Source organism: Mesorhizobium salmacidum (SeqCode), from assembly GCF_037179605.1.
Classification (GTDB): Bacteria; Pseudomonadota; Alphaproteobacteria; order Rhizobiales; family Rhizobiaceae; genus Mesorhizobium; species Mesorhizobium salmacidum.
Genome location: NZ_JAPYKS010000006.1, coordinates 14,646 through 38,784 on the forward strand (window position 1 = coordinate 14,646; position 24,139 = coordinate 38,784).

Genomic DNA, 24,139 nt, shown 5'->3' on the forward strand with positions numbered 1-24,139 from the left:
TTTTCCTGGAGAATCTGGCGCATTGCAAAATTGTGGCCAGACCATAGTTGCGCGTCTATAACCCCTGCGATCAAAATTCAGCGCCGCCGCGCCATTCTCGGCCGCGGCCAGCCACCAAGGAAAAAACATGCCCGCCTACCGTTCCCGCACCACCACCCATGGCCGCAACATGGCCGGCGCCCGCGGCCTGTGGCGCGCCACAGGCATGAAGGATAGTGATTTCGGCAAGCCGATCATCGCGGTGGTCAATTCCTTCACCCAGTTCGTGCCCGGCCATGTTCATCTGAAGGACCTCGGCCAGCTGGTCGCGCGCGAGATCGAGAAGGCCGGCGGTGTCGCTAAGGAATTCAACACCATCGCGGTCGACGATGGCATCGCCATGGGCCATGACGGCATGCTCTATTCGCTGCCGTCGCGCGAGCTGATCGCCGATTCCGTCGAATACATGGTCAATGCGCACTGCGCCGACGCCATGGTCTGCATCTCCAACTGCGACAAGATCACCCCCGGCATGCTGATGGCCTCGCTGCGCCTCAACATCCCGACCGTGTTCGTCTCCGGCGGGCCGATGGAAGCCGGCAAGGTCGTGCTGGCCGGCAAGACGCAGGCGCTCGACCTGGTCGACGCCATGGTGGCCGCTGCCGACGACAAGATCTCCGACGAGGACGTCAAGGTCATCGAGCGCTCGGCCTGCCCGACCTGCGGCTCCTGCTCGGGCATGTTCACCGCCAACTCGATGAACTGCCTGACCGAGGCACTCGGCCTGTCGCTGCCCGGCAACGGCTCGACGCTGGCCACACATGCCGACCGCAAGCGTCTGTTCGTCGAGGCCGGCCATCTCGTCGTCGATCTCGCCCAGCGCTACTACGAGCAGGATGACGAGAGTGCATTGCCGCGCAGCATCGCTTCCAAGGGTGCGTTCGAGAACGCCATGACGCTCGACATCGCCATGGGCGGCTCGACCAACACCGTGCTGCACATCCTGGCCGCCGCCCATGAGGGCGAGGTCGACTTCACCATGGAGGACATCGACCGGCTGTCGCGGCGGGTGCCTGTCCTTTGCAAGGTGGCGCCGGCCAAGTCCGACGTGCACATGGAAGACGTCCATCGCGCCGGCGGCATCATGGCCATCCTCGGCCAGCTCGACGAGGCCGGACTGCTCAATCGCGATCTGCCGACGGTGCATACCGCCAGCCTCGGCGAAGCGCTTGACCATTGGGATATTTCGCGCACCTCGAGCCAGAATGTGCGCGACTTTTTCCTCGCCGCTCCCGGCGGCGTGCCGACACAGGTCGCCTTCAGCCAGGACCGCCGCTGGGACGAGCTCGACACGAACCGCGAAACCGGCGTCATCCGCTCGGCGAAGACGCCTTTCTCGAAAGATGGCGGCCTTGCCGTGCTGAAAGGCAATCTGGCGCTCGACGGCTGCATCGTGAAGACGGCCGGCGTCGACGAGTCGATCCTGAAATTCACCGGTCCGGCGCGCGTCTTCGAGAGCCAGGACGCTTCGGTCAAGGCGATCCTTGCCAATGAGATCAAGGCCGGCGATGTCGTCGTCATCCGCTATGAGGGACCGCGCGGCGGCCCCGGCATGCAGGAAATGCTCTATCCGACCAGCTATCTGAAGTCGAAGGGCCTGGGCAAGGCCTGCGCGCTGGTCACCGATGGCCGCTTCTCCGGCGGCACCTCGGGCCTGTCCATCGGCCATGCTTCCCCTGAAGCGGCGGAAGGCGGGCTGATCGGGCTGGTGCAGGAGGGCGATACGATCGAGATCGATATCCCGAACCGCACCATCCGCCTCGCCGTGGACGACGCGGAACTCGATGCGCGCCGCGCCGCCATGGAGGCCAAGGGCGCGGACGCCTGGAAGCCGCAGGAAAAGCGCAAGCGCAAGGTGACGACCGCGCTGCGCGCCTACGCTGCCTTCGCCACCAGTGCCGACAAGGGGGCCGTGAGGCACGTGCCGGAGTAAGGGCGGTTCTTTCTTCTCCCCTTGTTGTGGGAGAAGGTGGCCTCGCGAAGCGAGGTCGGATGAGGGGTGCTCCGACGGCACTCCGTCACCCATCCCTCAACCGTCTCGGCGCTGCGCGCCGATCCACCTTCTCCCACAAGGGGAGAAGGAAAAAACCTCACGGCATCAGCTGATACTCATAAAGCTTCTGGTAAAGCCCGCCTTGCCCCAGCAGGGTCTTGTGCGGGCCGCTTTCCACCACCTTGCCGGCTTCCAGCACTACGATCGTGTCGGCCTGGTGCACGGTCGACAAGCGGTGGGCGATGACGATCGTGGTGCGCCCCTCCGTCAGCTGTTGCAGCGCATCGCGGAACAGCGCCTCGGATTCGGCGTCGAGCGCGCTCGTCGCTTCGTCCAGCAGCAGGATTTCGGCATTGCGCAGCATGGCGCGGGCGATCGAGATGCGCTGGCGCTGGCCGCCCGACAAAAGGCCGCCATTCTCGCCGACATCCGTCTCGTAGCCTTTCGCCTGCGCGATGATGAAGTCATGCGCGTTGGCCGCCTTGGCCGCCGCGATCACCTCGTCGTCGGTCGCATCCTGCCGCCCAAGCCGGATATTGTGCATGATCGTGCCGGCAAACAGGAACGTGTCCTGGCTGACATAGGCGATCTTTTCCCTAAGCGAGGCGAGCGTGGCATAGGAAATGTCCTGTCCGTCAAGCAGCACCCTGCCGCTCTTCGGGTCATATAGGCGCATGATGAGGTTCAGGATCGTCGACTTGCCGCCGCCGGAGGGGCCGACCAGCGCCGTCATCTTGCCGGCCGCAAGAGTCATGTCGAACCGGTCAAGCACTGGCGGGCCATTCTGATAGGCGAAGCTGACGGCGTCGAACCGGATCTCGCCAGGTCCGGCATGAAGCGGCCTTGCATCCGGCTTCTCGGCCAATGTCAGAGGCTCGTCGGCCAACTGGAACATCATGCGCACGCCGACAATGCCGCTTTCCAGGGAGATACGGACACGTGCGAGGCGCTTTGCCGGTTCATAGGCAAGCAGCAGCGCCGCGATGAAGGCCATGATGTTGCCAGGCATCTGGCCGCCCTTCAGAACCAGTAAGCCGCTGACCATGACGGCGCCGGCGATCGCCAGGCCGGCCAGCGTTTCCATCACCGGATTGGTCACCGCTTCCAGCGCGGCGATGTTGTTGGCCCGGTCCTCGACGTCGGACACCGCCCTGTACATGCGCTTGCGCATCAAGCCTTCGAGGTTGAAGGATTTGACCACGCGCACGCCGATCGCGGTTTCCTGCATCACCTGGACGATCTGACCGACCGAGCGGAACTCCATGGCGGCGAACTTGCGCACACGCTTCAGGATGAGGTTGACGCCATAGATGGCCAGCGGACCGACGACGAAGCAGATCAGCGACAGCGCCGGCTGCTGCCAGACCATGACCCCAATCAAGGCAGCGAGCGTCACCAGGTCGCGCACATAGGAGGTGACGATGAGGTCAAGCACGTTGCGCGCCGCCTGGGCATTGTTGGTCATGCGGGTGATCAGGTCGGACGACGAGGTCGAGTGGTAGAATTCGATGCCTTGCGCCAGGATGCGGTCGTAGATCTTGCGCTGCCGTTCGGCGATGATGGCGTTGCCGACCCGGCTCATGAAGTAGGCCTGGACGAAGTTGGCGATGCCCTTGACGATGAAGATCGCGGCGACCGCCACGGCAATCATGTTGACGCGATCGACCCTTTTGTCGATCACGAATTCATTGGTTATTTCGCGCAGTATCCAGGCGCTGGCGGCCGTCATACCGGCCACCACCAGCATCGACAGGATGGCGGCGGCGTAGCCGGCCCTGTGCTGCCGGAACGATTCCCTGAGCAGTCTTGCGACGAGGCGCTGGTTTTCCGTCGAGCGGAAGAAGCGAAACAACGGCTGATCCTTGATGCCGGGACGACGAAGGCGGCTTATAGAGGGAGTTGCCGCCGGAGGGAACCTTTGCCGCCATGGAAAGAAACCGCTGCGGCAGGCTATCTTTTGAGACACGATGCAACTGTGATTCTTCAAGCGGGATGATGAGAGATGGATTTCGACCTAATCGTTCGTGGCGGCACACTGCCGGATGGCGGCATTGCCGACATCGGCATCAGCGGCGAGACGATCGCGGCGATCGAGCCGAAGCTCGAGGGTTCCGCGCGGACCGAGGTCGACGCCCGTGGCAATCTGGTGTCGCCGCCCTTCGTCGATCCGCATTTCCATATGGACGCCACGCTGTCCTACGGCATTCCGCGCATCAACGCGTCGGGCACGCTGCTCGAGGGCATTGCGCTGTGGGGCGAACTGAAGCCGCTCTTGACGCACGAAGCTGTGCGCGATCGGGCGCTCGCCTATTGCGACTGGGCGGTGTCGATGGGGCTGCTGGCCATCCGCACCCATGTCGATGTCTGCGACGACAGGCTGCTGGCGGTCGAGGCGCTGCTGGAGGTCAAGAAGGCCGTCGCCCCTTATATCGATCTGCAACTGGTGGCCTTCCCGCAGGACGGGTTCTATCGCTCGCCGACGGCGCGCCAAAATACCATTCGCGCGCTGGACATGGGGGTCGACATCGTCGGCGGCATTCCGCATTTCGAGCGCACCATGGCCGACGGCAGGCGCTCGGTGACCGAATTGTGCGAGATCGCGGCAAAACGCGGCCTCATGGTCGACCTGCATTGCGACGAGACAGATGACCCGCTGTCGCGTCACATCGAGCAATTGGCCTATGAAACGCAGCGCCTCGGCCTGCAGGGCAGGGTGGCCGGTTCGCACCTCACCTCCATGCATTCGATGGACAATTACTACGTCTCGAAACTGTTGCCGCTGATCGCCGAGGCCGGGGTTTCGGCGATACCCAACCCGCTGATCAACATCATGCTGCAGGGCCGTCACGACACGTTCCCGAAGCGGCGTGGCATGACGCGGGTCAAGGAAATGCAGGCGCTGGGCATCCGTGTCGGCTGGGGCCAGGATTGCGTGCTCGATCCCTGGTATTCGCTGGGCACCGCCGACATGCTCGACGTCGCCTTCATGGGCCTGCATGTCGCCCAGATGTCGAGCCCCGCCGACATGGCGCGCTGCTTCGACATGGTCACCAACGTCAACGCCGCGATCATGGGCCTTGATCATCTTGGCCTGGCTGTCGGCAAGCGCGCCAGCCTGGTGATCCTCGATGCCGGCAATCCGATCGAGGCCCTGCGCCTGCGCGCCGAGCGCATCTGCGTCATCGCCAGGGGCAAGGTGGTGGCGGAGCGGACAAGGCAGGATACCAGGCTTTCGATCTCCGGCAGGCCGTCGCAGGTGAACCGGCGGCACAAATCCGGGTAGATACAGCCGATTCCCGCGGCTGGTCTTACCGTTTCTTCGATTCCCACTCGTCAAAGTTGGCGCTTGAGTCTAGGAGCCGGGCATGGTTGAGCCCGTCGCCCGGAATTCGATGGTCAGGAATGTGCTTCTGGCCGGCATCCTGCTGATGCTGGCGGGCGACTTTCTGTTCGCACTGAACGACGCGATGGGCAAATGGCTGGTCACCAGCTTTTCCGTCGGCCAGGTGGTGCTGATCCGCTCTATCGGCGCCTTCATCGTGCTCGGCCCGATGATCGCCAACCAGGGCGCTGGCAGACTGTTCCAGATGGAACGGCCCGGGCTGCAGGTCCTGCGCGTGGTGGCGACGACGCTGGACACCGCTTTGTTCTACGCCGCCGTCGTCTTTCTGCCGCTTGCCGATGTGATGAGCTTCTACATGGCCGGCCCGATCTATGTGGCGGCGCTATCGCATTTCCTGCTTGGCGAAAAGGTCGGCTGGCGCCGCTGGGTGGCGATCCTGCTTGGCTTCTGCGGCGTGGTGATCATGCTGAAACCGTCCTCTGCCGCGTTTTCACTGTCGTCGGGTTTCGCGCTTGTCGGCAGCCTTGCCTTCGCATTCGCCATCATCCTCAACCGGCGCCTGCGCGGCACCAGCGACACCAATCTGGTGACATGGCAGACGATCGGCACGCTGTTGGTTGGCGGCGTGCTGACCATCGGTGCCTGGCAGACGCCGTCGGCGCTCGATCTCGGCGCCATGCTGCTGCTCGGCATCGTCTCCTGCGGTGCGCATCTGATGATCACGCGGGCGCTGAAACTGGCGCCGGCCTCGACACTGGCGCCGCTGCACTACACGCTGCTCCTGTGGGCGGTGGTGTTCGGGCTGGTGTTCTTCGGCGACGTTCCCGGCCCGCGCATCCTGATCGGCTCCGGCATCATCGTTCTGGCCGGCCTGTTCATCTTCCATCGCCAGAAAGTGGTCGACATCACGGTGCCGCCGGAGAACGTGCCGAAGGGTGTGAACTAATGCATGTCGCCCGGAAGTGTACTCGGTTCCGGGACAACGACATGCATAAAATCAGAAGCTTACAGCATGTCGCGGCGAATCCTGTTCGCCGCGACATGCTGTAGGGCCCGGATTTCGGGTGTCCAAAGCCGCGCTTTAGCCCTGGCGTACCGCAGCAAGGTGCCGCAAAAATTCCTCTGTCTCCATGAGTGCCTTGCAGCGTGCGAAGCGGCCGTCGGCATAGGCGCGGAAATCGTCGGCCGGATTGTTGTTGGCGAGCTGGATCAGCCCCCACAGCGTCCACAACAGGTCGCACATCGCCTTGTAGATGACGACGCGGCCGCGCTCCGCCGGCTTCGCCTCGCCACCGAAATAGGCGCGCATCAACTCCTCGTCCTGGGCCGCGTCGAACTTGCCTTCGACGCTGAGATCGCCGAGGTCCCAGAGGGGGTCGTTCATCCCGGAATATTCCCAGTCGACGATCCACATCCGCTCGCCCGTATCGAGAAAATTTTCGCACAGCGGATCGCAATGGCAGGCGACGAGGGGCAAGGCATGGACGGCCAGGGCCGAGCGCACGCTGCCGGCCGCGCGCACCACGTCATGATAGCCGGCGGGCAGGGCGACATCCCTGGTCGACAGCACCTTGAGATAGTCGTCGATCATCGAAAACAGCTCGAAGCGGAACGGGAATACCGCGCCGGACGCGTGCAGCTTGTGGAAGGCCTCGGCCGCCCGGGCCGGACTGCCCTGCCGCTCCCTGAATTTCTCCGGCGACATCGTCTCGGCATCGGCGATGTAGCGCGTCACCATCAGGCCCGTGGCGGCATCGGCATGCAGCACCTCGGGACTGACGCCGGCCTTCGCCGCCTCGCGCGCCGCCACCGCTTCGTTGGCGCGGTTGATGTATTCCTCGGTGCCTTTGCCCGGAATGCGCAGGCAGTAATCGCCGGCCTTGAAGACGAGGTTGGTGAGGCCGCCAAGCCGTTCCAGCGGCCCGGTGTAGCCAGCCAGCACCGGAATGGCGGCAAGTCTTGCCCGCGCCTCGTCTGTCACCATGCCTGCGTCCCCACGCGCTATTTCTTTGCGACAACGGTTCCACAATTTTCGCCGTTTGGCTATCATCCGGCAAGACAGGGAGTTTGTGGACACGTGACGGACGGCAAACATCAAGGCGCGCTCGGCGAGGCCTACGCGGCCAAGCGCCCGGAAGAGGTAGCGGCACTCTATGACAGGTGGTCGCAAACTTATGACGCCGATATGTCGGCCGCCGGCTACCGCCACCCGACGATCTGCCTTGCCTTGCTGGCCCGCCATCTGCCGCGCGGTTCAGCCCCGCTGCTCGACGCCGGGGCAGGTACCGGGCTGATCGGCGAATGGCTCGACATTGCCGGCTATCCCCAGGTCGAGGCGCTCGACATCTCACAGGGCATGCTGGATCAGGCCGCGCGCAAGGGCGTCTATTCGGCGCTGCATTGCCTGGCACTCGGCGGTGACCTGCCTTTTGCCAACGACACCTATGCCGGCATCATCTCGGCCGGTGTGTTCACCTCGGGTCATGTCGGCGCCGACGGTTTGGACGAACTGATCCGCATCTGCCGGCCGGGCGGAGTGATCGTGCTGACGGTCAAGAACACGTTGTGGGATCAGGGCTTTGCCGCGCGCATCGCCGAACTCGAGGCGCAAGGCCTAGCCGTCCGCATTGAGGAAACACGTCCCTACGTCTCGATGCCTGGCGAGGCCGATACCGTCCCCAGCCGTGGCCTCGCTTTGCGCGTGAGTTAAGCCTTCACGCGCTCCATTGCCGGGTCGTATAGCGGCTCAAGACAGATTTGAGCCGGCGTCCGCTGCATCGCGACCACCAGTTCATAGCTGCCCGAGGCGAGGAAATCATCGTTCACCCCCTCGGCGTTGCGCACATAGCCGTAACCGATGTTCTTGCCGACCGTGTAGCCGTAGCCGCCGCTGGTCAAATAGCCGACCGGCTCGCCATTGCGCAGTATGGTCTCGCGGCCGAGCAGCACGATCTCCGGATCGTCGACCGTAAAGCCGGCAAAGCGCTTCGTCAGGGACGCGCCGCCAACTTTCTCAAGTGCGCGTCGTCCGACGAAGTCGGTGTTCTTACGCAGCTTTACGGCCCAGCCCAGCCCGGCCTCCAGCGGTGTGTCATTGGGCGTGATGTCGGAGCCCCAGGCGCGATAGCCCTTCTCCAGCCGCAGCGATTCCAGCGCGCGGTAGGCGATCGGCCGGATGTCGTGCTTCCCGCCGGCCGCCATCAGCGCGTCGAAGACTTCGCCGGTGGCGGCGATCGGCACATGCAGCTCCCAGCCCAGTTCGCCGACATAGGTGACACGCAGCGCCCGGACCGTGTGACCCGCGACGACGATTTCCCGCACATGGCCGAACGGGAAGCCGGCATTCGACACATCAGCATTGGTCACGGCCGAAAGCACATCGCGGGCGCGCGGCCCCATCAGCGACAGCGTGCCGAAATCCTCGGTGACATCGGCGAGCTGGGCATCGAGGCCTCCGCCAATATGGTCGCTGATCCACGAGGCGTCATGGGTGCGGAAACCGGTGCCGGTGACGATGTAGAATTTTTCCTCGGCCAGCCGCGACACGGTCAGGTCGGCCTCGATGCCGCCGCGCGTATTGAGGAGTTGCGTGTAGGTCAGCCGGCCGACCGGCTTGCTGACGTCGTTGGCGCAGATCCAGTCAAGGGCCTTGGCCGCGTCGGGGCCGCTCAGCTCATATTTGGCGAAGGACGACTGGTCGAAGATGCCGACATGCTCGCGCACGTGCCGGTGCTCGTCGCCGACGGCGGCGAACCAGTTCTGCCGGCCCATCGAATAGAGGTCCTTTGGCTCGACGCCCTTCGGCGCGAACCAGTTCGGCCGCTCCCAACCGAGCTTCGAGCCGAACACGGCGCGTTGCTGCTTCAACCGCTCATACAGCGGCGAGACGATGCGCGGCCGGCCGCTGACGTACTCTTCGTGCGGGAAGCCGATCGTGTAGTGCTTACCGTAGGCTTCCAGCGTGCGCTCGCACACCCATTGCCGGTCGCGGTGCAGGTTGGAAAAGCGCCTGATGTCGACCACCCACAGGTCGAGCGGCGCCTCGCCGTCGACCACCCATTGCGCCAGCACCCAGCCGGCGCCGCCGCCCGAGGCGATACCGAAAGCGTTGAAGCCGGCACCGACGAACATGTTGGCGCATTCGGGCGCCACGCCGAGGATGAAATTGCCGTCGGGCGTGAAGCTTTCCGGCCCGTTGATCATCTGCTTGACGCCGACCGTCTCCAGCGCCGGCACGCGCGCGATCGCCTGAGCCATGTGCTGCTCGAAATGATCGTAATCGTCGTCGAACAGCCGGAACTCCCAGTCGTCGGGCACGTCGCCTCCGGGGAGACCGGTTGTCCAGGCCTGCGGGTTCGGCTCATAGCCGCCCATCACCAGCCCGCCGACCTCTTCCTTGAAATAGGTGCGCCGATCGGGGTCGCGCAGCGTCGGCGCGTCAGTCGCCAGCCCCGCGATTTTCTCGGTGATGATGTACTGGTGCTTCACCGGCTGCAGCGGCACGTTGATGCCGGCCATGGCGCCGACCTGCCGCGCCCATTGCCCAGCGCAGTTCACCACCTTGTCGCAGGCAATGTCGCCTTGATTGGTCTTCACCGCCGCGATGCGGTCGCCCTTCATCTCGAAGCCGGTGACACGCACCCCCTCGTAGAGCTTGGCGCGATGCATGCGCGCGCCCTTGGCCAGCGACTGCGTGATGTCGGAAGGACTCGCCTGGCCGTCGGTCGGCAGCCAGGACGCGCCCACCAGATCGCCGGTCTCCATCAGCGGCCACATCGCCTTGACCTCCGCGGGCGACAGAAGCTGCATGTCCATGCCGAAGCTTCTCGCCGTCGTCGCCAGCCTTTTGTACTCGGTCCAGCGGTCGGCATTGGTGGCGAGCCTGAGGCAGCCGGTCATTTTCCAGCCGGTGGCGAGCCCGGTCTCGGCTTCCAGCCCCTTGTAGAGGTCGACGGAGTATTTCAGTACCCGCGTGATCGAGGCCGACGAGCGCAATTGCCCGACCAGTCCGGCGGCATGCCAGGTCGAGCCCGAGGTCAGCTTGCCCTGTTCGAGCAGCACCACGTCGGCCTTGTGGTCGCGCGCCAGATGATAGGCCGTCGAACAGCCGATGATGCCGCCGCCGATGACGACGATCGCGGCCTGGCTAGGCAAGGTCATGATTTCAGGATCCCGTATTTTGTCCGGTAGCTTTCCAGCGCCGCGTCGAGCCTCACCAGGTTTTCCTCGGTGTAGGCGACGTAGTCGATGCCGGGCGCGTCGAGATAGAGTTCCGACACCATGCTCCACATCGCTTCGCGCAGCAGCGAGGCGCATTGCATGGCGGCGTGCGAGCGGCGGATCGCCTCATCCGGTTCCTTCATGAAATAGGCGGTCAGGAAGGCGAAGGATTCCTCATCGCTCATGCCGGCGTTCGAAGCGACGCCGGCGAGGTCGAACATCGCCGTGTTGAAGCCGGCATATTCGAAATCAATCAGCCACAGCCTGCTGCCGTCGTCGAGAATATTGGCAGGCAGAAGATCATTGTGGCCAAAGACGATCGGCAGCAATTTCTGGGCGCGCTCCAGTTCGTCGGCCAGCGCCAGGAAGCGCGGCAGGTCACCGCGCTTGCGGCTGTCGCCTTCTTCAAGCGTGCGCGCATAGTCGCGGATGACGTGGAACACCCAGAACATGAAGCCCGCGCCGGAGATATGGTTGGGCATCTCCCGGTGGAAGCCGCGCATCAGCGCCGCGACGCGGCCGAGATTGGCGCGCACGTCCTCGGCCAGATAGGTTTTGGCGCCAAGAAACGCCGTCACCAGGATTCCTGGTTCGGCATAATGGACCGCCGGCGCGAACCCGGCGGCGTGAGCCGCCCGCGCGGTCATCACCTCGCGTTCGCGGAAGACATGGTGGAACGGATAATCCTGGCCGAAGCGCACGACATGTTTGCCGGCCGTGTCGGTGACCACATAATTCGCGTTGCTCAAGCCGCCGGGCAGCGGCGCGATCTCGATGGCGCCTGTCCAGCAGGGCAGGGCGCGGATGCGGTCTTCGGCAATCACGGGATCATCCCTGGTTTGCTGGGCTGGTTTGCCGGGTTTCGCCAAGGCGCCACGGGCAGCGCAACGACGGCTGGGAGAGACGCAAACGATCTCGTCGGTGCGGGACGCCAGGATCGGTATCCCGCACCGCACCGACGAGCCCCTTGGCCAGGTTTTTGAGCCCGGCATCCGCCCCCGCGGATCTGAAAATTCCTTGCGCCAGACACGTTGCAGGCTGCCTGGTCAATGAGTTGCGGCTCTGCCAATCACCCTCCCGCTGCAGCTCCGAACCCCTGTTGACGTTGGATTTCACGCCAGGGTTGCTCTTCTGTCAATAAAAAGATGTGACTTCTTTTGGGTATTTTGCCCGAAAGCATGGGCAATTCCTTTAAAAGCGTTAGGAATGCCTTGGAAACGGGCAAATTCCGGGACGCGCGCATATGATCCACTCGAAACGGCATAGCGAGATCCTGCGGCTGCTGCAGGAAGAGGGAACCGTCACCATCGCCAGCCTGGCCGACCGGTTGGGCGTTTCCCTCGAAACCGTGCGGCGGGACGTCAAGCCGCTCACCGGCGACGGCTCGGTTCTGAAGATGCATGGCGCCATTGGCCTGCCGTCGATGATCGGCGAAGCGCCGTTCGAACGGCGCATGCGCGAGCATGCCGATGCCAAGCGGGTCATCGCACGCATGGTTGCCGCCACCATCCGCGACGGCGAATCGATCATGCTCGACACCGGCACCACGACTTCGTTCCTGGCGCGCGAACTGCTCGGCCACCGGCGCCTGACGGTCGTCACCAACTCGTCTGATATTGCCCGCACGCTGGCCACCATCAACGGCAACAAGGTCTATATGGCCGGCGGCGAGCTGCGCAGCGATTCAGGAGCCGCGTTCGGGACGTCGGCGATCGAGTTCGTCAGCCGCTTCTCGGTCAGCCACGCCATCATTTCCACCGGCGCCGTGGATGCGGTGACGGGTGTCATGGACTTTGATCTGGACGAGGCGGAATTCGCCCGCATGGTGCTGTCGCGCGGCCAGCGCTCGCTCGTCGTCACCGACCACACGAAGTTCGGCCGCCAGGGCCTGGTTCAGGTCTGCGGCTTCGACGGCTTTTCCGAACTCGCCACCGATCGCGCGCCGCCGCATGACATTGCCGCCGCCCTCGCACAGGCCGGCGCGCGGCTCAGCATCGCCGGCGGCGACGCGGGAATTTAGCCAAAGGCGATGGTGTGCATCAGGCGTGCCGCGTCTCCGGCGGCATAGACGCCGGAATTCGTTGTCTGCTGTCTGTCATCGACTGATGTCGTCGCGGGCGTCCGTGTGAACTCGCGGCGACGCTATGCCGCCAACGCGCGAAAACTCATCCTGAAGCAGGCGCGGCTGGGCTTGCCGTCGAGGATTTCGATGCGCCCGCCATGGAGATGCATGGTCTCCTGCACGAGGTTGAGGCCGAGTCCGGCGCCATGGTCCTGCGGGCGCAATCGGTAGAAGGGTTCGAAGATGCGCTCCCGCTCCCCCGGCGGCACGCCGTCGCCTTCGTCCCGCACCTCGATGATGGCGGGCGTTGTGACGCTGACGGTGATCTTGCCGGCGCGGCCGCCATGCTCGATGGCGTTCTGCACGATGTTGGTCACCGCACGTTCGATCGCGGTGCGGTCGCCGGTGGCAAAAAGCGTGTCCCTCTCCGGCTCGAACGACATCTCGTATCCGGCCGAGAATGCCATCGGCGCGAGGTCGACGATGACGCCTCGCGCAATCGCCACGAGATCGACCCTTTCGAAAGGCGATGTCTGCCGGTCGAGACGCTGCAGGTCGAGCAACTGGTCGGTCAGCGTCGAGAGCCGTGCTGCATCCTGCAGCAGCCGTGCCCGTTCCGGTGTCGCCGGCAGCGAGGCGAGGCGCGTGTTGAGGATGGCGACCGGTGTCCTGAGCTCATGAGCGGCGTCGGTGAGAAAACGTTTGTGGCGCTCATAGCCCCTGTCGAGCCGTGCAAGGGCCGCATTCACCGCCTTGACCAGCGGTGTCACCTCTGTCGGTACGTCCTTCAGCGGCAGCTGGACACCGCGTTGGTCGATGTCGATGCGTTCAGCCTCAGCGGCTGCATGGCCCAGGCCCGAAAGGGCGCCACGCACCACCCAGGGCGTCGCGAACAGCGTGGCCAGCGCCATCAGCCCGGCGAGCGGCAATATGCCTTGCAGGAAGAATTGCGGCGCCTGGTCGAGCAGGCGCAACAGCGAAAGCCCGCCCTTGGTGCCGGTGAAGATCTGGACATTGCCGGCCGCCGTATCGGTCCAGCGAATCTTCCCCTCCGGCGGCGCGGTTTGCCCGATTGCGTGGTCGATACGGGCGTCGTTGATAGTGTCCAGCAATCCGGCGAAAGGCTGGAAGATGGGCGGCATGGTGCCCTCCTGCAGCCGCTGGCCCTGCTTGTCTCGGATGATGAACCAGAGATCGGGGACCTCGGATCGCAGCTTCGTCAGGTCCGAGGTCTCGCGCAGGATGAGCTTCCCGCCTGCGTCACGCGCCACCGCATCCGCCAGCACGTCCATTGTGCCGTCCTCATAATCGTGCGGAATGAGCCCGGTGGCGAGCAATGCGACGAGAATGCCGACGATGATCAGCGTCAGCATCGCGCATTGCAGCAAGGCGATGCGCAGCACCAGGCTCCATTTCAGCGAACGCGGGCGCTTGAGGCTCATGGCATGGCGCTCATGTCGTCTCGCGCAGGAGATAGCCGACGCCGCGAATGCCGTTGATCGTCACGCCGGCATCGGCATCGGCATCGGCGAGCTTGCGGCGCAGGCGCGAGACATGGGTGTCGAGGGCGTTGGACTGGATCTCGTCGTCGAGGCCGAACACCGCCTCCATCAGCGCCTCGCGTTGCACCATGCGGCCGGTGCGCCGCATCAGCGCCTCCAGCACCAGGAGTTCGCGGCGCGGCAGGCTGAGCGGTTCGGCACGGATCGACGCTTCGCGATGCCCGACATCGAGCACCAGACCGCCGGCACGGATGAATTGCGACCGCATCGGTGCCGGGCGCCTGAGCAGCGCGCGCAGGCGAGCCAGCAGTTCCTCGAAGGCGAATGGTTTCGCCAGATAGTCGTCCGCGCCCATGTCCAGCCCATCGACCTTGTCCGACGTGTCGCCTCTCGCCGTCAGCATCAGCACTGGCGTGGTGTTCTTGGCCGAACGCAATCTGGGCACCAGCGACAACCCGTCGCCATCCGGCAACTGGCGGTCGAGCAGGATCGCGTCGTAGCTGTCGGCGGCAACGAAGCCTTCCGCCTCGTTGAGCGAACCGGCGTGATCGACCACCATGTCGTGGCGCTTCAGCGCGGCACGCAAGGCAGAGACCATTTCAGGCTCGTCCTCGACCAGCAAGATTCGCATCGACAATTCTCCAGCAGCAGCTTCGGGCGCTACCGCGCCAACATTGCGCAAACATGGCAAAGCCGAACGGGCCCGGGTCGACAAACGCTTTCTTTGCCTTCGAGATCGCGCAATGTCTATGCAACCCAGTCGCGGCAAACAGCACCGGTCGGCACGAATCGCCCATGCCGGCGTGAAGGCGTCGGGCCCGAATATGCAACAGGTCGGGCCCGACGTTGAAACGAAATGGCGCTGAAACGAATCAGTTGGCCACACAATCTGGCGTGCTGTTGTCCGGGATTGCGGTTACCATGCCTGCAAATGATGCTCTGTCTTTCCTCGTGGCGTGGACCGTGGCGCCGTTCAGGGTCGGCTCCGTCACGCCGTCCAGCTCCAGCCTGGCGGCATTGATGACGCGCGACATCGGACCCGAGACGGGTCCCGTGTTGGAGCTCGGTCCAGGAACCGGCCGTTCACGCGAGCGCTGCTGTCGCGCGGGGTTAAGGAGGAAGATTTGACGCTGATCGAATCCGATCCGGATTTTGCCGCACTGCTCAAGCGTCGCTTTCCGGCCGCCCGGATATTCGAGATGGATGCTGTCGGTCTGCGCCATCTGTCGCTCTCTCACCGGCCGGTGATTGGTGCTGCCGTCAGCGGCTTGCCTTTCCGGCTGATCTCGCCGCGCAGGACGCTCGCCATTCTCGAAGGTGTTTTCGCCAACCTTCGCCCAGGCGGAGCGCTCTATCAGTTCACGCTTGGACGGCGCTGCCCGTTCGACCAGTCGCTGCTCGACAGGCTCGATCTCGAGGTCACGCGGGTTGGCCATACCTTTCGCAACTTCCCGCCGGCGACGGTCTATCGCATCGCCAGGATCAAGACGTCAGAAACATACGACTGGCGCTTCGCATGACGGGACCGTTGTCGGCCATTCTCGGCTTCGGCCTGTTCGGCGTCTTCTGCCTCGCCTTCACCGAAAAGATCCTGCCGATTCCGCCCTCGCATGTGTTGCTGCTGTTCCTCGGTATGACGGCGGCGCCTGACCATGCGACGCTGGCGATCCTGCTGGCGGTGACGACTTCCGCCTCCTTCGCCGGCTGCCTTGTCTGGTATGCGGTCGGCCGCCGGATCGGCTTCGACCGTGCCGACAGGCTGATCGGACGAGCCGGCAGATATGTCTTCCTGCGCCCCGAAACCTATCGCAAGCTTGGCCAGGCCTATCGCCGCAATCATGTCAGGGTGTCCTTGCTGGCACAGTTCATCCCGACGGTGCGCAATTACCTGCCGATCGCTGCTGGCGCGCTTTGTCTGCCTGCCTTGCCTTTCGCGGCTGCGACACTGCTTGGCGCCACCATATGGAATGCGGCCTTTCTCCTGACCGGTTACCTCATGCGCGGCAGTGGCCAGGATTCCTTCGCGATTGGCCTGCGCATCATCGTCATCGTCGTGGCGCTTGAGACGGCCTTCATGCTTGCGTTGCGCTATGGCCCGACATGGCGACGCCGCATCAGGCTGATGCTCGGCTGACCGCGCTGCACTAATCTCCGGTCACGGGATAAGCTCCGCAGCCGGCTTTCCTTCGCTTGCCTGCCGGTGTTTAGTCCGGCCATGGCCTTCACCATTCGACAGTTGCAGTTCTTCATCGCCGTTGCCGAGCAAGGTACGGTGTCGCGCGCGGCGCAAAACCTCTCCATTTCGCAATCGTCGGTCACCGAGGCGATCAAGGAACTTGAAAGCGATCTTGGCGTCGAATTGTTCGAGCGCCATCCGCGCGGCCTCAACATCACCCACAAGGGCCACCAGTTCCTGCGTCACGCGACAAAGATTCTCGCTGACGTGTCCGACGCGCGCCGCTCTTTTTCCGGCGAACAGGCCGTGGCGGGCGGGCGGCTGCAACTCGGCGTCACCTCGCTGGTCGCCGGCTATGTGCTGTCGGATCTGCTTTCACGCTACCGCCGCGCCTATCCGGGCGTCGAGGTCTCGGCCATAGAGGACAATGGCGACTACCTCGAACACCTGCTGATCGGTGGCAAGCTCGACATTGCCGTCATGGTCACCTCCAATTTGCGCGACCGCACTGCCCTGCAATCGGAAATCCTCGAAGTCTCGGCCTATCGGCTGTGGCTGCCGCTCGGCCATCCCTTGGCTGGCGCCGACATTATCGGCATCGGCGATATCGCCTCCGAACCGCTGATCATGCTGACCGTCGACGAGATCGAGGAGAACACCGGCAAGCTGCTGACGGCGATCGGCGCCAGGCCGCATGTCGCCTTCCGCACCCGTTCCGTGGAAGCCGTGCGCAGCCTGGTCGCCACCGGCGCCGGCGTGGCACTGCTCCCTGACCTTGTCTACCGGCCCTGGTCGCTGGAAGGCGACCGCATCGAATCGCGCGACATTTCGGGTTCCTTGCCGGTGGTGCAGGTTGGCATGGTCTGGCGGCGAGGCTCCGGCCTGGCCGCCGCGGCGCGCGACTTCATCGGCCTTGCCCAGTCGCAGCGGATGGTGCGCCAGCGTCTGTGATAGAGCTATCGGAAAAACCGATATCGGCCTTCTGATAAATGAATTTGCGAAACCGGAATTTTCAAAGCACCTTCCGTTTCAGGGACACAAGCTGCCATCAGAGCGGCGTCAAGTCCAACGGACGAGCTGACAAGTTTTTCAGTCCGCGCGTGATCCTGCGAAAACCGGAGCGGTTTCTGGATCACGCGCCAAAATGGGAGTCGATAATGAATTCATTCCTGAAGTCGTGCACTGCTTTGACGGTCGCGCTGACCCTCTCCGGTCAGGCCATCGCCCAGGTCAAGGAACTCGGCAAGGGCGAGGGCGAGGTCAACATCGTCGCCTGGCCGGGCTATATCGAGCGCGGCGAGACCGACAAGGGCTATGACTGGGTCACCGCCTTCGAGAAGGACAGCGGCTGCAAGGTCAACGTCAAGACCGCCAACACCTCGGATGAGATGGTCTCGCTGATGAACGAGGGCGGCTTCGACCTCGTCACCGCGTCGGGCGATGCCTCGCTGCGCCTCGTCGCTGGCAAGCGCGTGCAGCCGATCAACACCGATCTCATCCCGGGCTGGAAAACGGTCGACGACCGGCTGAAGGACGCGCCCTGGTTTACTGTCGGCGGCGTTCATTACGGCGTGCCCTATCAGTGGGGACTGAACATCCTGATGTACAACACCGAGGTGTTCAAGGAAGCGCCGAAGAGCTGGAACGTCGTCTTCGAGGAGATGAAGCTGCCGGACGGCAAGTCCAACAAGGGTCGCGTCCAGGCCTATGACGGACCGATCCACATCGCCGACGCCGCCAATTACCTGATGTTCCACAAGCCGGAACTCGGCATCAAGGACCCATACGAATTGAACGAGGACCAGTACAAGGCGGCGCTCGAATTGCTGCGCGTCCAGCGCACGCTGGTTGGCCGCTACTGGCATGATGCCGCCATCCAGGTCGACGATTTCCAGAATGAAGGCGTGGTTGCTTCGGGCTCGTGGCCCTATCAGGTCAACACGCTGGTCGCCGCCAAGAAGCCGGTCGCCTCGACCGTACCGGAAGAAGGCGTCACCGGCTGGGCCGACACCACCATGATGGAAGCCGACGCGGCGCACCCGAACTGCGCCTACATGTGGCTCGAGCATTCGCTGGCGCCGAAGGTGCAGGGCGATGTCTCCGCCTGGTTCGGCTCGCTGCCGGTCGTGCCCGCCGCCTGCAAGGGCAACGAGTTGCTCGGCGAGGAAGGCTGCAAGACCAACGGCTACGACAATTTCGACAAGATCAAGTTCTGGAAGACGCCGGTCTCGAAATGCGTCACCCAGAACGACCAGTGCGTGCCCTACTATCGCTGGGTGTCGGATTATATCGGCGTCATCGGCGGACGGTAATTTTCGCCTCGCTTCGCCGATAGCTCGGCGCCGCCCCTTCACCCTTCCCCTCTCCCCGTCAAGAACGGGGAGAGGGGATCGTCAGCGTTGAAGCACGTCCCTTCTCCTCGTCTCTATACGGGGAGAAGGTGCCGGCAGGCGGATGAGGGGCAGCGCCAACGCCCGAGATTTTGACGAGCCTAACAGATCGGGATCCCATGACCCCAGCCGTTTCCTTTCAAAGAGTCTCGCGCCATTTCGGCAGCGTTCGCGCCGTCGACGCGGTCGACCTCGACATCGTGCCGGGCGAATTCTTCGCCATGCTCGGGCCGTCCGGGTCCGGCAAGACCACGTGTCTGCGCCTGATCGCCGGCTTCGAGCAGCCGACGGCGGGTTCGATCTCGATCTTCGGCGAGCGTGCCGAAGGCGTGCCGCCCTACCGCCGGAACGTCAACACCGTGTTCCAGGACTACGCGCTGTTCCCGCATCTCAATGTGCTCGACAACGTCGCCTACGGGCTGATGGTCAAGCGCGTGAGCAAGGCCGAGCGGCACAAGGCGGCGGAAGAAGCGCTCTCGCTGGTGCGACTGCCCGGCTACGGCGCCCGGCGGCCCGGCCAGCTCTCCGGCGGCCAGCGCCAGCGTGTCGCGCTCGCCCGCGCGCTGGTCAACCAGCCCAAGGTGCTGCTGCTCGACGAGCCGCTCGGCGCGCTCGACCTCAAGCTGCGTGAAAACATGCAGGAGGAGCTGAAATCGCTGCAGAAGGCGCTCGGCATCACCTTCGTCTTCGTTACCCATGACCAGGGCGAGGCGCTGTCGATGGCCGACCGCGTCGCCGTCTTCAACGATGGCAAGATCATGCAGATCGGCACGCCGGAGGACATCTATCAGCGGCCGAGCACGCGCTTTGTCGCTGATTTCGTCGGTTCCTCGAACGTGCTGCCGCCGGATTTCGTCCAGCGTTATTCCGGCCAGCACCGCTGGGGCAGCCTGCGGCCTGAATCCATTCGCGTCGGCCGTGCCGCGAGCGGCGAGGGCGTCGCCGCGCGTCTCGTCTCGACCAATTATCTCGGTGCCACCACCCGGCTGGCGCTCGATGCCGAGGGGTTGAAACTGCACGCCGTGGTGCCGGCCGGCACTGCCCTGCCGGCGGAGGGCGAGGCGGTGGTGCTGACGTTCAATCGCGAGCACCTGCATCTTATGGACGAGCCGGCATGATTGACGTTTGCGTGAAGCACCCCCCTCTGTCCGGCAGGACAGAGGGGGGTGTGAAGGCTCTCGGCCTTGCCGCCATTGATCTAATCGACAGGGTGGCGCCGTGACCATCGTCGCCCTCAACGCCAACCCTCCACCCGCCATCCTGCCCGGCAGCGGCGGTCCGCGCGGTGCGCTCTCCGACCTTTTCTGGCGCCAGCCAAAAGTCCTGCTGCTCCTTATGCTGCTGCCGCCGGTGCTGTGGCTCGGCATCGTCTATATCGGCTCGCTGTTCGCGCTTTTGGCGCAGAGCTTTTTCTCCATCGACGAGTTCTCCGGCCTCATCAACCGCCAGTTCACGCTGAAGACCTATGGCGACCTGTTACAGGCCGCCAATCTCGACATCATCCTGCGTACGGTGACGATGGCGGCCCTGGTCACGCTGGCTTCGGCCATCGTCGCCTTCCCGATTGCCTACTACGCGGCGCGCTATGCACGCGGCCGCTGGAAGGCACTGTTCTATCTCGGCGTCATGCTGCCTCTGTGGTCGAGCTATCTGGTCAAGATCTATGCCTGGAAGCTGATCCTGGCCAAGGAAGGCATTTTGACCTGGCTGCTCACCAAGCTGTACTTGTTGTGGCTGCTCGACGCCTGGCTATCGCTGCCCGTGGTCGGTGGCAATTCGCTGTCGGTATCGTTCACCGGCACTTTCATCGTCTTCGTCTATGTCTGGCTGCCTTTCATGATCCTGCCCGTTCAGGCGGCCCTCGAGCGCGTGCCCGGCAATCTGGTCGAGGCGTCGTCCGATCTCGGCGCCTCGCCCGGCCAGACCTTCCGCAACGTGCTGTTTCCGCTGGCGCTGCCTGGCATCGTCGCCGGCTCGATCTTCACCTTCTCGCTGACATTGGGCGATTACATCATCCCGCAGATCATCGGGACGTCGCGCCTGTTCATCGGCCAGGCCGTCTATTCGCAGCAAGGCACGGCCGGCAACATTCCGCTGGCCGCCGCCTTCACCGTGGTGCCCATCGTCATCATGGGCTTCTATCTCTGGGGCGCCAAGCGCATGGGGGCCTTCGATGCGCTCTGACCCTGGTCAATCCGCTCCGCTCGGCCTGAAGGCCGCCGCTGCCTGCGGCCTGCTCTTCCTGCATTTGCCGATCCTGCTGATCTTCGTCTACGCCTTCACCACCGAGGAGAAGAGTTTCGTCTGGCCGCCGCCCGGGCTGACCACGCAATGGTTCGCCGTCACCTGGAACCGGCCCGATGTCTGGGAAGCGCTGTCGCTGTCGATCCGCGTCGCCGCCATCTCGACCACGATTGCACTGGTGCTCGGCACGCTGTGCGCCGCCGCCGTGTCGCGGACGAAATTCTTCGGCCGCGAAACCATCTCGCTGCTGGTCATCCTGCCGATCGCGCTGCCCGGCATCATCACCGGCATCGCGCTGCGTTCGGCCTTCGCGCTGGCAGACATCCCGTTCTCGTTCTGGACGATCGTGCTTGGCCACGCCACTTTCTGCGTGGTCGTGGTCTACAACAACGCCGTCGCTCGTTTCCGCCGCACCTCGGGCTCGATGATCGAGGCCTCGATGGATCTCGGCGCCGACGGCTTCCAGACCTTTCGCCATGTCGTGCTGCCCAATATCGCCACCGCATTGCTCGCCGGCGGCATGCTGGCCTTTGCCCTTTCCTTCGACGAGGTCATCGTCACCACCTTCACCGCCGGCCAGCAGCAGACGGTGCCGATCTGGATGCTGGAGGAACTGATCCGTCCGCGCCAGCGTCCGGTCACCAACGTCGTGGCCATGGTCGTCGTCCTGGTGACGCTGCTGCCGATCCTGTTTGCCTATTACCTGACCCGCGACGGCGACCAGATCGCCGGCAGCGGGAAATGAAAAACAGCGAATAGGGAGTAGCGAGTAGCGAATAGGGAAAATCGACAGCCAAACCCTACTCGCTATTCGCTACTCACTATTCGCTCCTTTCAAGGGAGACCCCAATGGACACCCAGATGCTGATCGGCTCCAAATTCGAGAAGGGCGCCGAGACCGAGGAGCCGATCCTCAATCCGAAGACCGGGGCGACCATTCTCAACCTGCCCGAAGCCAGTCAGGCACAGATCGAGGCCGCCGTGGCGGCAGCGGGACAAGCGTTCGTCTTGTGGTCTCGCACCACGCCGGCGCAGCGCTCCGGCTACCTGCTCAAAATTGCCGACCGCATCGAGGCCGAGGCCAAGGAATTTGCCACGCTCGAGGCGCTGAACTGCGGCAAGCCGATCAACGCCGTGCTCAATGACGAAATCCCGGCCATCGTCGACTGCTACCGCTTCTTCGCCGGCGCGGTCCGCTCCATGCCGGGTGTGGTCGCGGGCGAATACCTGCCCGGCCACACCTCGATGGTGCGGCGCGATCCGATCGGCATCGTCGCTTCGATCGCGCCATGGAATTATCCGCTGATGATGATGGCCTGGAAGCTGGCGCCGGCGATCGCCGGCGGCAACACCGTCGTCTTCAAGCCGTCGGAGCAGACGCCGCTGACGGCGCTGAAGCTGGCAAGGATTCTGGCCGAAGTGCTGCCCGAGGGCGTCGTCAATGTCGTGCTTGGCCGGGGCGACAGCGTCGGCAACACGCTGATCAACCATCCCAAGGTCAATATGATCTCGATCACCGGTGACGTCGCCACCGGCAAGAAGGTGCTGCAGGCCGCCGCCAAATCGGTCAAGCGCACGCATCTCGAACTTGGTGGCAAGGCGCCGGTCATCGTCTTCGACGACGCCGATCTCGGCGCCGTCGTCAAGGGCTTGCGCGCCTTCGGCTACTACAATGCCGGCCAGGACTGCACCGCCGCCTGCCGCATCTATGCCGGCAAGAAGATCTACGACAAGCTGGTCGCCGATCTGTCCTCCGCCGTCTCGACCATCAAATACAACCAACCCGACGACACCGAGAACGAAATCGGGCCATTGATCTCGCGCCGCCAGCGCGATCGCGTCTCGAGCTTTGTCGAGCGTGCCTCGGAGCTGAAGCACATCGAGATCACCACCGGCGGCAAGCCGGGCGAGGGCACCGGCTTCTACTACCAGCCGACCGTCGTCGCCGGTGCGCTGCAGGAGGACGAGATCGTGCGCCGCGAAGTGTTCGGCCCGGTCGTCTCGATCACTCGTTTCACGGAAGTCGACGAGGCGGTGAGCTGGGCCAACGACAGCGACTACGGCCTGGCGTCATCGGTGTGGACCCGAGACGTCTCACGCGCCATGGCGACCGCCGCCCGCCTGCAATATGGTTGCACCTGGATCAACACCCACTTCATGCTAACCAACGAGATGCCGCATGGCGGGCTGAAACAGTCCGGCTACGGCAAGGACATGTCGCTCTACGCGCTGGAGGACTATACCGCCGTGCGCCACGTGATGGTTGCGCATGGGTGAGAAGCGGTGCGCGAAGCGGACGAGAAGCCAATTGCTTGGCTTTTCGAGCTTCTAACGCCCTCAGCCTGCGAAGAGCCGGGACGCCGCCCGTCCTTCTCCCCTTGTGGGCCCGAAGGGCGGGCCACAAGGGGAGAGGTAAGTTGCACAGCCGCTACTCCACGATGCGATAGATGTTCCACAGGCTGGTGCCCGACACGACATAGGGCTCCATCTCCTTACCCCATTTGGCGTGCGCGTCGATGTTGCCGATCTTGGCAAACATCGCCTCCAACTGTGCCAGGCTTTCTACCTCGTGATGCGACTCGACTGTCGCTTCACGGGCCCCGATCGATCCGGTCATGATCTGGAATTTGAGGTCGGCGAGGCCGACCTGAGAGCCGATCTCGCGTTCCCATTTCCGCATCAGCTCGAGCACGGTCTGCTTGTGCCCGAACCTGGCGTCGATCTGCCATCTGGCGCTGAACATGTCGGTTCTCCTCCATTACTTGCGGTTGAGCCCGCGGTTGATCTACTCGTCCCAGGCCTGCACGACGGTCTGTCGTGCAATCTGCCCGTTCTTCAGCTCCAGCATTGCCGCGGCGAACACTTTCGTGCCGTCCGGATAGGCGCAGGCTTGGGTGAAGGCGAGGCTGTCGCCATTGGCGATGGTGGTGTCGACCTTGTGGGTCATCGCCCGGCTGCAGATATCGTCCCAGAACGTCGTGATCGCCGCGCGCCCGCGGATTTCGCGTGGCTTGCTCGGCGGGTTGTTGCGGTCGATCACCCGCACCAGCGCATCGTCGGCATAGAAGCTCGACAGCATCTTTCCATCACGCCCTTCGATCGCCTTCTTGATCGCCGCGCCGTCCACTGTTTGGGTCTTGGTCAGCATTTTATCCTCCATATGCCCGTCT

Annotated in this window: 21 protein-coding genes; 13 read left to right on the plus strand and 8 right to left on the minus strand. The window is 63.9% G+C overall.

Going from position 1 to position 24,139, the window contains the following annotated elements; all coding sequences use genetic code 11:
• Positions 1–127 precede the first annotated feature (127 nt).
• Positions 128–1,972, plus strand: a complete 1,845-nt coding sequence (gene ilvD / locus O7A60_RS09845; RefSeq protein WP_337106080.1) for a dihydroxy-acid dehydratase — start codon at positions 128–130, stop codon at positions 1,970–1,972.
• A 157-nt stretch (positions 1,973–2,129) separates the two neighbouring features.
• On the opposite strand, the gene O7A60_RS09850 is transcribed toward ilvD, so the two are convergent.
• Positions 2,130–3,884 (minus strand): ABC transporter ATP-binding protein, encoded by a 1,755-nt coding sequence (locus O7A60_RS09850; protein WP_337106081.1) that lies wholly within the window; start codon positions 3,882–3,884, stop codon positions 2,130–2,132.
• Positions 3,885–4,034: 150 nt separating this feature from the next.
• On the opposite strand from O7A60_RS09850, the gene O7A60_RS09855 reads away from it, so the two are divergent.
• Together O7A60_RS09855 and O7A60_RS09860 are read left to right on the plus strand one after the other, a co-directional pair.
• On the plus strand, positions 4,035–5,315 hold the full coding sequence (locus tag O7A60_RS09855; RefSeq protein ID WP_337106082.1) for an amidohydrolase family protein: 1,281 nt from the start codon (positions 4,035–4,037) through the stop codon (positions 5,313–5,315).
• A gap of 82 nt (positions 5,316–5,397) precedes the next feature.
• The gene (locus O7A60_RS09860; protein ID WP_337106083.1) at positions 5,398–6,321 is read left to right on the plus strand and encodes a DMT family transporter; all 924 of its coding nucleotides are present in this window, start codon (positions 5,398–5,400) and stop codon (positions 6,319–6,321) included.
• Between the two features lie 135 nt (positions 6,322–6,456).
• Here the strand turns inward: O7A60_RS09860 and O7A60_RS09865 are convergent, their stop codons facing one another.
• Positions 6,457–7,359: a phosphotransferase family protein gene (locus O7A60_RS09865; RefSeq protein ID WP_337106084.1), complete on the minus strand. Its 903-nt coding sequence runs from the start codon at positions 7,357–7,359 to the stop codon at positions 6,457–6,459.
• A gap of 93 nt (positions 7,360–7,452) precedes the next feature.
• Between O7A60_RS09865 and O7A60_RS09870 the strand changes: the two genes are divergently transcribed.
• Positions 7,453–8,085, plus strand: a complete 633-nt coding sequence (locus O7A60_RS09870) for a class I SAM-dependent DNA methyltransferase (protein ID WP_337106085.1) — start codon at positions 7,453–7,455, stop codon at positions 8,083–8,085.
• Here O7A60_RS09870 and O7A60_RS09875 read toward each other — a convergent pair.
• Entirely contained in the window at positions 8,082–10,535 is a 2,454-nt protein-coding gene (locus O7A60_RS09875) for a GcvT family protein (RefSeq protein WP_337106086.1), read from the minus strand. The two genes, O7A60_RS09870 and O7A60_RS09875, sit on opposite strands and share 4 nt — an antisense overlap.
• Positions 10,532–11,419 carry a phosphotransferase family protein gene (locus O7A60_RS09880; protein WP_337106087.1) on the minus strand — a complete coding sequence of 296 codons (888 nt, stop codon included), beginning with the start codon at positions 11,417–11,419 and terminating at the stop codon, positions 10,532–10,534. The genes O7A60_RS09875 and O7A60_RS09880 overlap by 4 nt, the downstream gene beginning before the upstream one ends.
• Before the next feature lie 419 nt (positions 11,420–11,838).
• Between O7A60_RS09880 and O7A60_RS09885 the strand changes: the two genes are divergently transcribed.
• A complete protein-coding gene (locus tag O7A60_RS09885; protein ID WP_337106088.1) occupies positions 11,839–12,615 on the plus strand; it encodes a DeoR/GlpR family DNA-binding transcription regulator in 777 nt (258 codons plus the stop codon).
• A 122-nt stretch (positions 12,616–12,737) separates the two neighbouring features.
• Here O7A60_RS09885 and O7A60_RS09890 read toward each other — a convergent pair whose 3' ends face one another.
• Positions 12,738–14,099 carry a sensor histidine kinase gene (locus O7A60_RS09890; protein WP_337106089.1) on the minus strand — a complete coding sequence of 454 codons (1,362 nt, stop codon included), beginning with the start codon at positions 14,097–14,099 and terminating at the stop codon, positions 12,738–12,740.
• A gap of 10 nt (positions 14,100–14,109) precedes the next feature.
• Positions 14,110–14,790: a response regulator transcription factor gene (locus tag O7A60_RS09895; protein ID WP_337106090.1), complete on the minus strand. Its 681-nt coding sequence runs from the start codon at positions 14,788–14,790 to the stop codon at positions 14,110–14,112.
• A gap of 493 nt (positions 14,791–15,283) precedes the next feature.
• On the opposite strand from O7A60_RS09895, the gene O7A60_RS09900 reads away from it, so the two are divergent.
• From O7A60_RS09900 to O7A60_RS09935, 8 genes are all read left to right on the plus strand, one after another.
• Positions 15,284–15,679: a class I SAM-dependent methyltransferase gene (locus O7A60_RS09900; protein ID WP_337106091.1), complete on the plus strand. Its 396-nt coding sequence runs from the start codon at positions 15,284–15,286 to the stop codon at positions 15,677–15,679.
• Positions 15,676–16,293, plus strand: a complete 618-nt coding sequence (locus O7A60_RS09905) for a DedA family protein (RefSeq protein ID WP_337106092.1) — start codon at positions 15,676–15,678, stop codon at positions 16,291–16,293. Before O7A60_RS09900 ends, O7A60_RS09905 begins: the two co-directional genes overlap by 4 nt.
• Positions 16,294–16,374: 81 nt before the next feature.
• On the plus strand, positions 16,375–17,286 hold the full coding sequence (locus O7A60_RS09910) for a LysR family transcriptional regulator (protein ID WP_027142168.1): 912 nt from the start codon (positions 16,375–16,377) through the stop codon (positions 17,284–17,286).
• Positions 17,287–17,492: 206 nt separating this feature from the next.
• Positions 17,493–18,647 carry an ABC transporter substrate-binding protein gene (locus O7A60_RS09915; RefSeq protein ID WP_337106093.1) on the plus strand — a complete coding sequence of 385 codons (1,155 nt, stop codon included), beginning with the start codon at positions 17,493–17,495 and terminating at the stop codon, positions 18,645–18,647.
• A gap of 197 nt (positions 18,648–18,844) precedes the next feature.
• Complete coding sequence (locus tag O7A60_RS09920) at positions 18,845–19,843, plus strand: ABC transporter ATP-binding protein (protein ID WP_337106094.1); 999 nt, start codon at positions 18,845–18,847, stop codon at positions 19,841–19,843.
• A gap of 100 nt (positions 19,844–19,943) precedes the next feature.
• Positions 19,944–20,909 (plus strand): ABC transporter permease, encoded by a 966-nt coding sequence (locus tag O7A60_RS09925; protein ID WP_415926813.1) that lies wholly within the window; start codon positions 19,944–19,946, stop codon positions 20,907–20,909.
• Positions 20,899–21,714, plus strand: a complete 816-nt coding sequence (locus O7A60_RS09930) for an ABC transporter permease (protein WP_337106095.1) — start codon at positions 20,899–20,901, stop codon at positions 21,712–21,714. Before O7A60_RS09925 ends, O7A60_RS09930 begins: the two co-directional genes overlap by 11 nt.
• Positions 21,715–21,818: 104 nt before the next feature.
• Complete coding sequence (locus tag O7A60_RS09935) at positions 21,819–23,246, plus strand: gamma-aminobutyraldehyde dehydrogenase (protein WP_140746290.1); 1,428 nt, start codon at positions 21,819–21,821, stop codon at positions 23,244–23,246.
• 151 nt (positions 23,247–23,397) lie between these two features.
• On the opposite strand, the gene O7A60_RS09940 is transcribed toward O7A60_RS09935, so the two are convergent.
• Together O7A60_RS09940 and O7A60_RS09945 are read right to left on the minus strand one after the other, a co-directional pair.
• Positions 23,398–23,712 carry a hypothetical protein gene (locus O7A60_RS09940; RefSeq protein ID WP_337106096.1) on the minus strand — a complete coding sequence of 105 codons (315 nt, stop codon included), beginning with the start codon at positions 23,710–23,712 and terminating at the stop codon, positions 23,398–23,400.
• Between the two features lie 42 nt (positions 23,713–23,754).
• A complete protein-coding gene (locus O7A60_RS09945; RefSeq protein ID WP_135862229.1) occupies positions 23,755–24,117 on the minus strand; it encodes a nuclear transport factor 2 family protein in 363 nt (120 codons plus the stop codon).
• Positions 24,118–24,139 lie beyond the last annotated feature (22 nt).